This window comes from Geothrix sp. 21YS21S-2 (assembly GCF_030846775.1).
Taxonomy (GTDB): Bacteria; Acidobacteriota; Holophagae; order Holophagales; family Holophagaceae; genus Mesoterricola.
Genome location: NZ_CP132910.1, coordinates 3,776,742 through 3,790,311 on the forward strand (window position 1 = coordinate 3,776,742; position 13,570 = coordinate 3,790,311).

Below are 13,570 nucleotides of genomic sequence, written 5' to 3' on the forward strand. Positions count from 1 at the left end.
CGACCTCACTCCTGGGGCTGAAGTTTGCCCTCGTGCCTGCGCTGCAGTTCCGAGAGGAGATTGTGGAGGGCCGCGACGATCTCGCCGGGCAGGAAGGGGTTGGCGCCGCTGCGCGCCAGGGGGCGCACGCCCGCGGGCAGGTCCAGGTGCATCCGAAGGAGCTTGTGGAACTGGGCCAGGTGGGTCTGCTCGATGATCAGGCCCTTGCGCACGGAGGCGAAGAACTCCCGGTAGGCGCCCTCGGCCACGGGGTAGAGCAGGTAGGGCACCATCAGCTTGACGTTCAGGCCCTCGTCCAGGGCCATCTGGAGGGCCTCGCGGCAGACGCCGGCGACGCTGCCCCAGGCCACCATGGCCAGGGGGGCGCTGGGGTTGCCCAGCACCTCGAAGAGGTCCTTGCGGTCCTTGAGGGGATCGAACTTCCGGGTGCGCTTGTCGTTCATGCGGGCGTGGACGGTGCCGCTGTTGGTGGGGGCCCCGCCCTCGGTGTGCTCGATGCCCGAGGCCAGGTACGTGCCGCCCAGCATGCCGGGGTGGCTGATGGGGCTGATGAAGTTCTCGGTCTGGGCGAAGCGCTTGTAGTCCTTCAGGTCGTGGGCGTTGGGCTGCAGGCGCTCGATGATCTCGAACTGGCTGACGTCGATGGGGTCCAGGGTCTCCTTGCGCTGGCTGATCTCCTGGTCGGACAGGATGATCACCGGGGTCTGGTAGTACTCGGCGATGTTGAACGCCTCGACCGTGATCCGGAAGGTGTCGGCCACGCAGGTGGGGGCCAGCACCGGGCGGATCACGTCGCCGTGGGCCGAGAAGCACGCCGCGAAGAGGTCGGACTGCTCGTTCTTGGTGGGCAGGCCCGTGGAGGGGCCGCCGCGCTGCACGTCCACGATCACCAGGGGCAGCTCGGCGATGGTGGCCAGGCCCATCATCTCGGTCTTCAGCGAGAGGCCGGGGCCGCTGGTGGCGGTCATGGCCTTGACCCCCGCGAAGGAGGCCCCCACGGCCGCGCCGATGCCGGCGATCTCGTCCTCGGCCTGGAGGACCGAGCCGCCGTACTTCCAGACGTGGTCCGTGAAGAACTGCATGATCTCGGTGGAGGGCGTGATGGGGTAGCCGCCGAAGAACCGGCAGCCCGCGAAGATCGCCGCCGCCGCGCACATGTCGTTGCCGTCGGTGATGAGCTTGAGGGCGCCCTTGGTCTCGGAGGGAACGATGTTCATGTTGACCCGGAGCGGGTTCGCCATGGCGAAGGCCCGGCCCGCGTCGAAGGCGCGCTGGTTGGCTTCCACCAGCTCCTCGCCCTTCTTGGCCAGCTTCTTCCGGATGCCCTTCATCACCGCCACGGCGCCGATTCCGAACCAGCCCGCGATGAGTCCGAGCACCACGGTGTTCTTGGCGCGCTCGGTGCCCGCGGTGTCCTTGGCCATCTGGGTCATGGGCACGGGGATCACCTGGCGGGGCACCACGCCCACCAGGGGGATGCGGTCGGGGGGGATCAGGGTGGCGGCCTCGTAGATCACCACCGTGTTGCCGCTCACGGGCAGCTCGGCGCCGAACTTGAGGAAGTCCTCCCAGTTCAGGGCCACGGCCACGTCCAGGTTGCCGCCGGGGTTGAGGATGGGCTCGGTGCTGATGCGCACGCGGCAGCTGGATTCGCCGCCCCGGATCTGGGAGCCGAAGCTCTTGGTCATGACGCCGTGGTAGCCCTCGGCGGCCGCTGCCTGCAGGAGGGAGTCCCCCGCGGAGACGATGCCGTCGCCGCCGGAGCCGGCCATGCCGAATACGAGATTGTGCGCCGGACTCTGGTCGCTCATGGCTAATGCCCTTCAGAAAGGGGGTGTCGGATCGGTTGCGGATTTTCCATGCGTCCGACCCATGGTATCCAGCGGAGGCGGCCGGGGAAATGGCCATCTGGGCAGGGACGGGCAAATCCGGGGAAGCCGGGCCGGAGGGGCGGAATTCGGCATGGAGAAAGCAGATTGAAAGGCGTTTGTGCCTGAAGCCGAGGGCCTGGCGCAGAAATCAAAGGATCGTCCGGTCATCTATGAGTGACCTACGTCACGAGATGGCCATTTTCCGTTGTTTTTCAGCGTTTAGTAGCCCCAGCTACGTTTTGCCCGGGCGTCCTGGCCAAGAATCACTTATCGCCAGGAGAACCCCATGTCCGATTCCATCCGCCAGCTCTGCCAGGCACCCGAAGGCCGCGCCGAGGTGCTTCAGGGCAACATCGCCTTCGCCGTCGGCTGCGTGCGCAGCGGCGTCCACAGCGCCGACGGCTACCCCGGCACCCCCAGCTCCGAGGTCATCGACCGCGGGCTCTCCCAGGTACAGGACCTGATCACCGTGGGCTGGTCCGTGAACGAGGCCGCCGCCGCGGCGGTGGGCTTCGGCCACACCCTGGCGGGCCGGGACTGCGTGGTGACCATGAAGATCCCGGGCCTCTTCCAGGCCGGCGACATCTTCACCAGCGGCTCGGGCATCATCAAGGAGCGGGGGGCCCTGGTCTACTTCATCGCCAGCGACTTCACCCCCAGCTCCACCCAGCACCTGGTGGACCCGCGCCCGCTCTTCAAGAGCTGCTTCGTGCCGGTGCTCGAGCCCCGCAACCACCAGGAGATGCTGGAGGCGCCCCGCCTGGCCGTGGACGTTGCGCGGGCCTTCAACACCCAGGTGGTCGTCATGCCCAGCGGCGGCCTGTGCCACAGCGAGGGCCTGGTGCGCCTGAACCCGGTCACCACCCGCGAGCCCGTGAAGATGCCCGCCGACCTCCACGGCTTCAATGTCCTGCCCAGCATCTGCAGCAAGTCGTACCTCGACGTCATGGCCAACCGCATGCCCGGCCTGGTGGCGATGGTGGAGAACAGCCCCCTCAACCGCTGGGACAAGGGCGCCGGAAGGACCGGCGTGGTCACCTACGGCGTCTGCGACCTCTACCTGCGCGAAGTCATCGAGGCCAGGGGCCTGGACCTGGACGTCCTGAGCCTGGCCTTCTCCAACCCGCTGCCCCTGGAGCTCATCAAGCGCTTCGCCGCCACCGTCGAAGACGTCGTGGTCATCGAGGACGGCTACCGCCACCTGCAGGAGTCCATGGAGGCCGCGGGCCTGAAGGTGCGGGGCAAGCTGCCCTACAGCCCCGTGACCGAATGGACCCCGGCCCTGATCGCCGAACTGCTGGGCCTCGAGGTTCCCAAGGCGGACCTGCCCGTGGCCGGCGTCGTGCGGCCTCCCCTCATCTGCCCCGGCTGCCCCTACCGCCTCATGGCCCAGGAGCTGGCCTACGCCAAGAGCAAGGGCACGGTGGACGCCATCTTCGGCGACATCGGCTGCAACGCGCTCCTCTACTTCATGAACGCCATGGACACCGGCCTGGCCATGGGCGCCAGCGAGGGCAAGCGCACCGGCTACGTCCTCTCCCGGCCCGGGCAGGCCTCGAAGTGCGTCAGCCTCATCGGCGACAGCACCGAGTGCCACTCCGGCATGGACGCCACCCGCAACGCCATCTACCGGAACGTCCCGGGCGTGAAGATCATCCTGGACAACGAGTGGACCGCCATGACCGGCGGCCAGCCCTCCCCCACCTCCCCCAACAACCTCGAAGGCCAACCCAACCGTTTCGACCTTCCCGCGTCCCTGGCCGCCCACGGCGCCAAGGTCGAGGTGATCGGCGCCTACGAGCGCAAGACCATCCGCGCCACGCTGCGCAAGGCCCTGGCCGACGCGGCCGCCGGCACCTTCACCACCATCGTGGTGCGCGACGGCGCCTGCCTCAAGAAGATCAAGCCCAGCAAGCAGCGGGTCCAGGTGGACCCTGACGCCTGCAAGCAGTGCGACCTGTGCCTGATCTGCCCCGGCCTCGCCAAGGGCGCCAGCGGCGTGCCCGAGGTGACCAACCTCTGCTCCGGGTGCGGCGGCCACGAGCCCGCCTGCAGCCAGATGTGCCCCACCAAGGTCCTGAAGGCGGTGACCCTGGACGACCTGGGCATGGCCGCCGGCGGCAGCTTCCCCGCGGCCCCCGCGGAGATCGCCGACGCCCCCGCACCGGGCCTCCCCCAGCGCCTTTCCCTGGCCATCCGCGGCGTGGGCGGGCAGGGCAACCTGTTCTTCGGGCGCGTCCTCACCCAGCTGGCCATGGCCGCGGGCTACGGCGAGCGCAACATCGTCAAGGGCGACACCCACGGCATGGCCCAGATGGGCGGCCCCGTCATCAGCACCTTCGGCTGCGGCGACGTGGTGAGTCCCGTGCTGCTGCCGGGCACCGTGGACTGCCTGATCGTCATGGAGAAGAGCGAAGTCCTGCGGCCCGGGTTCCTGGACCTGCTGCGGCCCGGGGGCACCGTCCTTTTGGCCAACACCCGCATCCTCCCCGAGGGCATGGCGGAGGAGGCCTACCCCACCGACGCGCAGCTCAAGGCGATCCTGAAGCCCTGCCACCTCATCGAGGTGGACCTGCTGGAGAAGGCCATCGCGCTGGGCGACCCCACCGGCAAGATCGCCAACGTCCTACTCATGGGCATCCTCAGCACCCTTGAGCCCTTCGACCGCTTCCCGGTGGAGCTGTGGTGGAAGGCCCTGCAGAAGGTGAACCCCAAGGCCGCCGTGTGGGCCGCCAACTTCGCCGCCTTCAACGCCGGCCGGGCCTCCTCGGCCCAGCCCGCGGCAGCGAGGTAGCCCGTGGCCCGCGTCCTCGCCCTGAACCCCGGCGCCACCTCGACCAAGCTCGCCGTCTTCGAGGATGAGACCGCCTGCTTCCGCCTCGCCGTGGAGCACCAGGGCGCTTCCCTGGAGGCCTACCCCCGGGTCATCGACCAGCTGGACTACCGGCTGGACCTCATCCTGAAGGCCCTGGCCGGGGCCGGCATCGACCTGGCCGGCCTGGATGCGGTGGTGGGCCGCGGCGGCCTGCTCAAGCCCATCGAAGGCGGCACCTACGCCGTGAACGCCAAGCTGTTGGCTGACCTGGCGGTTGGCCGGGAGCACGCCTCCAACCTGGGGGGCATCCTTGCCGACCGGTTGGCCACCCCCAGGGGCATTCCGGCCTTCATCGTGGACCCGGTGTCCGTGGACGAGATGGAACCCGAGGCCCGCCTGTCCGGGCTGCCCGAGCTGCCCCGCATCAGCTTCTCCCATGCCCTCAACAGCAAGGCGGTGGCCAGACGAACGGCCCAGGAACTGGGCGGCACCTACGCCGACTTCAATTTCGTGGTGGCCCACCTGGGCACCGGCGTCTCCATCACCGCCCACCGCAAGGGCCGCATGGTGGATGTCAGCGGCGCGGACGAGGAGGGCCCCTTCTCTCCGGGCAGATCCGCCGGCCTGCCCTCCATGCTGCTGGCCAAGCTCTGCTATTCCGGGAAGTACACCGAGAAGGAGATGATGAGCCTGATGTCCGGGTCCGGCGGGCTCTACGCCCACCTGGGCACCCGGGACGTGCGCGAGGCGGAAAAGCGCGCCGCCGGCGGCGACGCGCACGCGGACCTGGTGCTGAAGGCCATGGCCTACCGCATCGGCCGGGAGATCGGCGCCATGGCGACCGTCCTGGAAGGCCAGGTGGACCGCATCGTCATCACGGGCGGCATCGCGTACTCGGAACGCATGGTGGCCGACGTCACCGCCCGGGTGGCCTTCATCGCCCCGGTGCGGGTCATGCCCGGGGAAGAGGAACTGGAAGCCCTGGCGGAGGGCGCCCTGCGTGTGCTCCGGGGCCAGGAAGCGGCCAAGGTCTATAGCTGAGGAGCTGGTCATGCTGAGGAACATGGAAGAACTGGCCGCGGCGGCCCGCACCCGCGGACCCATCCGGGTGGCGGTGGCGGCGGCCCAGGACGCGGAGCTGCTGGAGGGGATCCAGGCCGGCATCCGCGCCGGTCTCATCACCGCGGTGCTGGTGGGGGACAAGGCCCTCATCTCGCCCCTGGTGGACAAGCTGGAGATCGGCGCCCAGAGCCGGATCGTGCATGAAGCCGACATGGACAAGGCCTCCCTCGTGGCCGCCGGCCTCGTGCGGGACGGCGAGGCCCAGGTGCTCATGAAGGGCCTGGTGAACAGCGCCGTCTTCCTGAAGGCGGCCCTGGACCCGGTCCGGGGCCTGCGCACCGGCCGTCTCCTGAGCCACCTGGCCGCCCTGGAAGTCCCGGGCGAGAGGAAGCTGGGCTTCTACACGGACGGCGGCATGAACATCGCGCCGGACCTGGAGGCCAAGAAGCTGATCCTGGCCAACGCCCTGGACGCCCTGGCCCGCATGGGCGTGGCCACCCCCAGGGTGGCCGTCCTCACGGCCAACGAGCAGGTGAGCCCCAGGATGCCGGCGACCCTGGACGCCAGGGCCCTGGTGGAGGCCTGGGAGGCCGGCGCCTTCCCCGGTTGCGTCGTGGAGGGCCCCATCGCCATGGACGTGGCCCTGAGCCCCGAGGCGGCCCACCACAAGGGCCTCCCCAGCGCGGTCTCGGGTGACGTGGACATCTTCCTGATGCCCGGCATCGAGGCGGGCAACATGGTGACCAAGGCCCTGATCCACTACGCCAAGGCCAAGTTCGCCGGGGTGGTCCTGGGGGCCACCCATCCCATCGTCCTGGGTTCCCGGGCCGATCCGGCCGAGGCCAAGTTCAACGCCCTGGCCATGGCCGCCCTCATGGCCCGCGCCTGAGAATTTCCCCTTAATAGAAGATCAAAGGGTCTTGACATCCAGCGGGGTGCGCCCAAAATTACATGCATGGAGGCATGTAGTGCACAGAGGCATTAGTATCGCCCAGCCCGATGAAGCCCAGGACGAGCTGACCCAGCTGGGCCGGGCCTTCGACCTGATCCACGGCCTGGTCGACTTCCACGTGCTCCAGCGCATGGCCTACGCCCTCCAGGGCGGGGAATTCACCTTCAGCCAGCTGCACGCCCTGCACCGCATCTACCGCAACGGCCCCCAGACCATCGCCGAGCTCGCCAAGGGCCTGGCCCTGAGCCAGACGGCCGCAAGCCGCATGGTGGAGCGCCTGGTGCGCCACGGCCTGGTGGAGCGCAATGAACTCCCCACCGACCGCCGCTCCAAGGTCGTGGAACTCACCGAGGCCGGCATCGAGCGCCTGCAGGACCTGCAGGCGTTCACGGTCAGGACCTACGCCGACCTCCTGGCGCGGGTGCCCGCGGAGTCCCGGCGGCACCTCGCCTCGGTCCTCGCGGAGATCCGCCCCCACCTCCCCACCCACCCCCTTCTGAAGCCCGAATAGACCCACCCGGACCCGGCCGCGAACCCGCACCGCGGGGCGGGGAGGTCCTGCCCCGAGGAGTGAAAGCGATGGAAGTCTCGATGGTCCAGGATGCCATGGGCACCCACCTCGACTGGAAGCACGAGGAAGTCACGGCGCGAATGATCGACTGGTTCTGGTCCAACATGGAGAAGGGCTTCCTGCTCTGGCACCCCGCCCAGCACGAGCCCCTGAAGTGGGCCGTCCCCGTCAGGCACGGCAACCCCGTGGGCTCGATCCATATCGCCCCCCAGACCTGGAACGACGGTTCCCGCCAGAACCTCTACATCCGCTTCGAGAAGCTCGAGGACGTGCCGCCCGAGGTGCGGGACTACATCATCTACGAGCACGTGGTGATCGTGGCGGGCCTGGGCCTGGGGGAGGAGGCCCTCCGGAAGGCCGAGCCCATGGGCTACCGCATCCACCAGTGGGAGAAGACCGACTACGGCGTCGTGGGACGGTCCTCCGCCATCGGGACCCGCAGGAAGGAGACCCGCGCCGAAGGCCTGGTCTGGGCCGAGCACTGCACCGAGGAGGTGGGCTGCTGGGGCGACTTCCTCCCCCAGCTCTACACCCTCTACAAGGTCGTCAAGAACACCGACTACAACCCCTACGCGGACCTCTCCGTGGAGGGACGCGGCCGCGAAGCCCGCTACAAGTTCATCCCCTGAGGCCCCGATGCAATTCGAGTTCCCGATCTTCGAGCACCTGTGCCCCTCCTGGGGCAAGGTGACGCACCTGGGCACGCGCCAGGCCTACGCGAAGGGCGCGCTCATCCTGGACATGGACCAGCCCGCCGACGGCGTCTACTACGTCGCGGAGGGCACCGTGGACACGGCCCTCTACACGCTCCACGGCCCCGAGAAGGTGCTCTACAGCGTGGGCGAGGGTTGCCTGTTCGGGCAGGCCTGCTGTTTTTCCACCGGCACCACCGGGGAGGCCACGGTGTGGGCCCACACCGCCTGCACGGTCTACTTCTTCCGCAGGGAGACCATCGAGGGCCCCATCGCCCGCGAGCACCCCGAACTGCTCCTGGAGATGGCCGGGCTGCTGGGCCACATCGTGCGCATGTACGGCGTCTGGCTGCAGGACAGCCTCAGCCAGGACTTCTTCGAGCGGGTCTGCAGGATCCTGGTCTACTACGTCCGCTGGAAGAAGGGGGCCTCGCCCATCGGCAAGGAGGTCACCATCAACGCCGACCTCACCCAGAACGACCTCGCCAAGCTCCTGGGCCTCCATCGCGTCAGCGTCAGCAAGGCGGTGGGCCGGCTCCGGGACCAGGGGATCATCCGCCGCTTCACCAAGAACGAACTCGACATCGCCGACTTCCAGGGGCTCTGCCTCCTGGGCCAGGTACCCACCCATCCACCCGGAGGAAATCCATGAACGCGATCCTGATCGACGAGGATCTCTGCGTCGGCTGCAAGACATGCTACAAGGCATGCTGGGCGGACGTCATCCGTTGGGACGAGGCCCGCGGGAAGCCGGTCATCGCCTACCCGGAGGACTGCGTGGTGTGCAACTTCTGCGAGATCTCCTGCACGGAGGACGCGGTCAAGGTGGTGGTGGACTACAGCATCCCCTTCCCGTGCTCCTACATCGCCGGCCAGAGCTAGGAAAGGGCAGACCATGAACGAAGCCAACATCATCACGTCCGACGTCCTGGTGGTGGGCCACGGCCTGGCCGGGCTCGCAGCCGCCCTCACCGTCAAGGAGGACAACCCCGGCCTTCGCGTCGTCACCGTGGACAAGTGCTTCCCGGGCTACGGAGGCAAGGCCAACAAGGGCGGGGGCCACGTGGCCTTCATCCCCGAGGGCGACGAGGAGACCTACGTCCAGTACCACACGGAGAACCTGGGCGACTACCTCAACGACCAGGACATGCTGCGCATCTACGCCAACTCGACCCGGAAGACCATGGACCGCTGGGAGACCTGGGGCGTGAAGTTCAAGCTCAGCCGCGAGGACTCCCTCAACGCCCACGCGATCATCCCGTGGAAGGTCACGCTGGTGGACATCGACGTCATGATCCCCATGGCCAGGCGCGCCGCCAAGCTGGGCATCAAGAGCCACGCCAAGGTGGCCATGACGGACCTGCTCACGGAGGGCGGCCGCGTGGTGGGCGCCTTCGGCATCAGCCTGCTCACGGGCGAGCCCTGCGTGTTCAAGGCCAAGGCCGTGGTCCTGGCCTGCGGCGACCAGAACTGGTCGATCATGAACATGTGGAACGGCAAGGGCGACGGCATCGCCGCGGCCTACCGCGCCGGCGCCAAGGTGCGCAACGCCGAGTTCGGCACGTTCGTGAACCTCATGGACCGGGCCTCCAAGACGGTGGCCTACGGCGCCGAGGACGCCCTGGTGAACGCCAAGGGCAGGGCCTGCACCATGGAGAGCCGCGCGGACCTGCCCCCCAGCATGAAGAGCGTGGTGGGCGGCATCGACCTGGGCGGCGGCCAGTCCGTGCTCATGTATCTCGAGGTGCGCGACGGCAACGGCCCCATCTACGAGGACCTGGAGAAGAACGACTTCATCGGCTCCTGGATCGGGCGCAACCTGTGCTGCTACGGCGGCGACGCCGACGAGGCGTACTACCGCCCCCTGGCCCAGAAGTTCTGGAACGTCATCTTCAACAAGAACCGCATGGGCGCCCCCGTGGGCGAAGGCGCCACGCGGCGCGAAGTGGTGCCCGGCGTGGTGGGCGAGTGCAGCCCCCTCTACGTGGACCACGGCATGGCCACCACCCTCGAGGGCCTCTTCGCCGCCGGCGACATCTGCGCCAACGGCAGCGCCTGGGCCGGCGCGGTGCCCACCCCTCCGGGCCGCAACCGCGGGTCGGGGCTCATGCACGCCGTCATGACCGGCATCATCGCCGCAGGGTCCGCCGGCGCCTACGCCAGCACCCACGAGCAGGGCGAGGTGGACCCCGGCCAGGTCGAGACCTTCGCGAAGACCGTCGCGGCCCCCCTGGCCAGCGGCGGCGACCTGAGCCCCCAGGCCTACATGTGGGAGCTCAAGAGCCTCATGCAGCCCGTGGAATACACCGGCCTCAAGCGCGAGGACCGCCTCCGGAGGGCCCTGGACCGGGTGCTGGAGCTCAAGGCCCAGTTCGGCCGAATCGCGGCCAGGGATCCCCACCAGGTCATCGCCGCCAACGAGTGCCGCAGCACCGTGCTCTGCGCCGAGATGTACTTCCGCTCCTCGCTGGAGCGCAAGGAAACCCGCGGCTGGCACATCCGGGAGGACTTCGAGGCGAGGAACGACAAGGACTTCATGAAGTGGATCGTCATGCAGGACAAGAACGGGGAGATGGACCTGACCCTGGAGCCCCTGCCCGTCGCCAACTACAGGTACCTTCCCCAGCAGGAGCAAGCATGAGCGAGAATCCCTCCCCCCAGGCCTTCCTCTCCTCGACCGTCGATCGCGTGAACGCACGCGCCGACAAATTCGCGGGCATCAACTGGACCATGGCCTACGATTTCACCGCCGACGACAACGGCACCTGGTACTTCCGGATCGTCGACGGCGTGGCCCAGCCCGTGGTGGCCGGCGTCCATGAGGCCCCCACCGTCACCGTCTCCGGGACGTACGCGGTGTTCTTCGACGTGATGACCGGCAAGAGCAACGTGGCCGTGGCCTTCATGACCGGCAAGCTGAAGTCCAAGGGCGACAACAAGGCGGGCCAGCAGTTCGCCAAGATGATGGAATAGGTCCCCGACAAGCGTGGGAAGGGGGTGCGGCAGGCGCCCCCTTTTCGCGTAAGGGAAGGTGGGCAGGTGTTCACGGCAGGTGAACAGTTATCCGGACCGCGGGACCCCGTGGCGGGTCCGGAAGGCCCACAGGCAGGGCGTTTCAGGCCAACCGGAAGTCTGGCATGGATGCTGCAGAAGTCCGCGCGGAAACCCATGCCTCCTCCGGAGCCCCCAATGTTCGACAAGCTGGCCCACCTGAAGATCCGTACCAAATTCGCCGCGCTGTTCGGCGCGCAGGCGCTCATGGCCCTGGCGCTCCTGGCGGCCGCCCTGGCGCGGTGCGGTGCGCCTGTCCTGTGCGCGGCCTTCCTGTGCTCGGCGGGGGCGGCCTGGGTTCTCACGTCGTTCGCGGCGCGGAACATGGAGGAGGCCGTGGGCGCCCTGGCCCAGGTCGCCCGGGGCCTCGCCGCGGGCGATCTGCGCGTGGCCTGCGCCCTGGACGCCCGGGACGAGCTGGGCGCCGTGGGCCGGGACCTGAGCCTGGCCGTGGCCAAGCTCAGGGAGGAGGTGGGCGCCATCTCCCACATGGGGGAGCGGGCCGCCTCCGGGGCCACGCAGCTTTCGGCCACCGCGGCCCAGGTGGAGGCCGCCACCCGGGAGATCAGCGCCGGGGCCGACTCCCAGCGGGTGGAGGTCGAACAGGCCAGGGGGTCCGTCCTGCAGATCGCCGACACCCTCCATGCCATCGGCGAAGGCATCAAGGCCGACGTCGTCCAGATCACGGGGATGCTGAAGGTGGGCGAGGGCAGCTGCCGCAACGTGGACGCGTCGACCCGGGCCATGGCCGCCATGGGCGAAAGCTCCGCCCGGGTCTCGGCCATCACCTCCGTGATCTCCGACATCGCCAACCAGACGAACCTCCTGAGCCTCAACGCCGCCATCGAGGCCGCCAAGGCCCAGCAGTACGGCCGGGGCTTCTCGGTGGTGGCGGAAGAGGTGCGCAAGCTCGCGGAGCGCTCGGCGGGCGCCGCCCGGGAGATCGCGCACCTGATCCAGGAGAGCGGGGCGCGGGTGGAGGAGGGCGCGCGCTCCGTGGCCACGGTCCAGGCCGGCCTGGAGGAGCTCATGCAGGACATCCGGCGGCAGGCCGAGGGGGCCCGGGGCGCGCTGGTGGCGGTGGAGCGCCAGGTGGCGGAGAGCGCCGTGGCCCGGGACCGCATGGCGAGGACCCTCCGCATCACCGAGGAGAGCGCCTCCGCCACCCACCAGCTCAGCGCCTCCATGTCCGAGACCGCCCGGACCGTGGAGGACCTTGCGGCCACCGCCAGCGAGCTGAGGGAGCTCACCCGGCGATTCCAGGTGGCATAATCTGGCCAAGGCGACCCGACGTCCGGACGCCATGCCGGGGCCGCCCATGCTCACCATCCTCCCGCTCGCATCCTCCTTCCATTCCGCCGCCCAGGTGCGGGAGGCCGTGGCCGGCATCGGGGCCGCCCTGGAGGCGAGGGGCATCGTCCACCGCATGCTGGAGGCGCCGGGGGAGGCCAGCGCGCTGCTGATCGTCACCGGGGGCACCGAGCACCTGGCGCTGGAGGCCCTGGAAGGCCAGGAGGGGCCGGTGCTCCTCCTGGCCCACCCGAGGCAGAACTCCCTGCCGGCGGCCATGGAGGTGCTCTGCCGGCTGCGCCAGGACGGGCGCGCCGGGCGGATCCTCCTGCTGAACGACGGGGAAGAGGGCTACGCTGCGCTGTCACGGGTGGCGGACCATCTCGCGGTGCGGGCCCAGATGAGGGCCACCCGCCTGGGGCGCATCGGGGCCCCCTCCGACTGGCTCGTGGGGAGCATGCCCGACCCGGCCCGGGTGGCCGCCGTGTGGGGTCCGCAGGTGGTGGACGTGCCCATGGAGGCGGTGCGCGACGCCATCCGGGACGCGGACCCGGAGGAGGCCGAGGCGTTGCGCCTGGACTTCTGCGGGGGCGCCGCCGGCATCCTGGAGCCCACGGCCCGGGACCTGGAACGGGCGGCCCGGGTGGGCGCGGGCCTGCGGGCCGTGGTGCGGGCCTACGACCTGGACGCCTGCAGCGTGCGGTGCTTCGACCTGGTCACCGAGCTGGCCACCACCGGGTGCCTGGCCCTGTCGGCCCTGCTGGACCAGGGCATCGTGGCGGGCTGCGAGGGCGACGTGCCCGCGGCCCTCACCATGCTCTGGATGCAGGCCGTGAGCGGCGGTCCCAGCTTCATGGCCAACCCCCAGGACCTGGACCCCGGGGACTCCACCCTGTGGCTGGCCCACTGCACCGTCCCCCGGGGCCTGGTGAGCCGCTACAGCCTGCGGTCCCACTTCGAGTCCGGCCTGGGCGTGGGCATCCAGGGGACCCTGCCCGAAGGCCCCGTGACCCTGGCCCGCATCGGCGGCCCCGGCCTGGAGGGCCTCTTCGTCTCCGACGGGGAGCTCCTGGCCAACGGCGACTCCCCCCAGCGCTGCCGCACCCAGGTGCAGGTGCGCCTGCAAGGGTCCGTGGCGTCCCTGCTGGAGAACCCCATGGGCAACCACCACGTCCTGGTGCCGGGGCACTGGGAGGCCCGGCTGCGGGACTACCACGCCCTCTGCGTGCGGGCCTGAACGGGGAAGGGGCGCCCCCGCGGGGGCGC

Annotated in this window: 12 protein-coding genes; 11 read left to right on the top strand and 1 reads right to left on the bottom strand. The window is 69.5% G+C overall.

Features of this window, described 5'->3' with window-relative positions; all coding sequences use genetic code 11:
• Positions 1-5: 5 nt before the first annotated feature.
• A complete protein-coding gene (locus RAH40_RS16655) occupies positions 6-1,811 on the bottom strand; it encodes a 2-oxoacid:acceptor oxidoreductase subunit alpha (protein WP_306598703.1) in 1,806 nt (601 codons plus the stop codon).
• A 346-nt stretch (positions 1,812-2,157) separates the two neighbouring features.
• Between RAH40_RS16655 and RAH40_RS16660 the strand changes: the two genes are divergently transcribed.
• From RAH40_RS16660 to RAH40_RS16710, 11 genes are all read left to right on the top strand, one after another.
• The gene (locus RAH40_RS16660) at positions 2,158-4,665 is read left to right on the top strand and encodes a 2-oxoacid:acceptor oxidoreductase family protein (protein ID WP_306598704.1); all 2,508 of its coding nucleotides are present in this window, start codon (positions 2,158-2,160) and stop codon (positions 4,663-4,665) included.
• Between the two features lie 3 nt (positions 4,666-4,668).
• Positions 4,669-5,727, top strand: a complete 1,059-nt coding sequence (gene buk / locus RAH40_RS16665; protein WP_306598705.1) for a butyrate kinase — start codon at positions 4,669-4,671, stop codon at positions 5,725-5,727.
• Between the two features lie 10 nt (positions 5,728-5,737).
• On the top strand, positions 5,738-6,637 hold the full coding sequence (locus RAH40_RS16670; protein WP_306598706.1) for a phosphate acyltransferase: 900 nt from the start codon (positions 5,738-5,740) through the stop codon (positions 6,635-6,637).
• A 79-nt stretch (positions 6,638-6,716) separates the two neighbouring features.
• Complete coding sequence (locus tag RAH40_RS16675) at positions 6,717-7,211, top strand: MarR family winged helix-turn-helix transcriptional regulator (protein ID WP_306598707.1); 495 nt, start codon at positions 6,717-6,719, stop codon at positions 7,209-7,211.
• A gap of 68 nt (positions 7,212-7,279) precedes the next feature.
• The gene (locus RAH40_RS16680; RefSeq protein ID WP_306598708.1) at positions 7,280-7,900 is read left to right on the top strand and encodes a hypothetical protein; all 621 of its coding nucleotides are present in this window, start codon (positions 7,280-7,282) and stop codon (positions 7,898-7,900) included.
• Positions 7,901-7,907: 7 nt separating this feature from the next.
• On the top strand, positions 7,908-8,615 hold the full coding sequence (locus tag RAH40_RS16685) for a Crp/Fnr family transcriptional regulator (protein ID WP_306598709.1): 708 nt from the start codon (positions 7,908-7,910) through the stop codon (positions 8,613-8,615).
• Entirely contained in the window at positions 8,612-8,845 is a 234-nt protein-coding gene (locus tag RAH40_RS16690; protein WP_306598710.1) for a ferredoxin family protein, read from the top strand. The genes RAH40_RS16685 and RAH40_RS16690 overlap by 4 nt, the downstream gene beginning before the upstream one ends.
• 13 nt (positions 8,846-8,858) lie before the next feature.
• Entirely contained in the window at positions 8,859-10,604 is a 1,746-nt protein-coding gene (locus tag RAH40_RS16695) for an FAD-binding protein (protein WP_306598711.1), read from the top strand.
• On the top strand, positions 10,601-10,936 hold the full coding sequence (locus RAH40_RS16700) for an SCP2 sterol-binding domain-containing protein (protein WP_306598712.1): 336 nt from the start codon (positions 10,601-10,603) through the stop codon (positions 10,934-10,936). The genes RAH40_RS16695 and RAH40_RS16700 overlap by 4 nt, the downstream gene beginning before the upstream one ends.
• A 216-nt stretch (positions 10,937-11,152) precedes the next feature.
• Entirely contained in the window at positions 11,153-12,286 is a 1,134-nt protein-coding gene (locus RAH40_RS16705) for a methyl-accepting chemotaxis protein (protein WP_306598713.1), read from the top strand.
• Positions 12,287-12,332: 46 nt separating this feature from the next.
• Positions 12,333-13,541, top strand: coding sequence for a hypothetical protein (locus tag RAH40_RS16710; protein WP_306598714.1), 1,209 nt, complete (start codon positions 12,333-12,335; stop codon positions 13,539-13,541).
• Positions 13,542-13,570: the final 29 nt, after the last annotated feature.

Bases quoted from the DNA above. Each gene is read 5' to 3' on its own strand.
- RAH40_RS16705 (WP_306598713.1), top strand. From the start codon at position 11,153: ATGTTCGACAAGCTGGCCCACCTGAAGATCCGTACCAAATTCGCCGCG.
- RAH40_RS16695 (WP_306598711.1), top strand. From the start codon at position 8,859: ATGAACGAAGCCAACATCATCACGTCCGACGTCCTGGTGGTGGGCCAC.
- RAH40_RS16670 (WP_306598706.1), top strand. From the start codon at position 5,738: ATGCTGAGGAACATGGAAGAACTGGCCGCGGCGGCCCGCACCCGCGGA.
- RAH40_RS16660 (WP_306598704.1), top strand. From the start codon at position 2,158: ATGTCCGATTCCATCCGCCAGCTCTGCCAGGCACCCGAAGGCCGCGCC.
- RAH40_RS16685 (WP_306598709.1), top strand. From the start codon at position 7,908: ATGCAATTCGAGTTCCCGATCTTCGAGCACCTGTGCCCCTCCTGGGGC.
- RAH40_RS16690 (WP_306598710.1), top strand. From the start codon at position 8,612: ATGAACGCGATCCTGATCGACGAGGATCTCTGCGTCGGCTGCAAGACA.
- RAH40_RS16700 (WP_306598712.1), top strand. From the start codon at position 10,601: ATGAGCGAGAATCCCTCCCCCCAGGCCTTCCTCTCCTCGACCGTCGAT.
- RAH40_RS16655 (WP_306598703.1), bottom strand. From the start codon at position 1,811: ATGAGCGACCAGAGTCCGGCGCACAATCTCGTATTCGGCATGGCCGGC.
- RAH40_RS16680 (WP_306598708.1), top strand. From the start codon at position 7,280: ATGGAAGTCTCGATGGTCCAGGATGCCATGGGCACCCACCTCGACTGG.
- RAH40_RS16710 (WP_306598714.1), top strand. From the start codon at position 12,333: ATGCTCACCATCCTCCCGCTCGCATCCTCCTTCCATTCCGCCGCCCAG.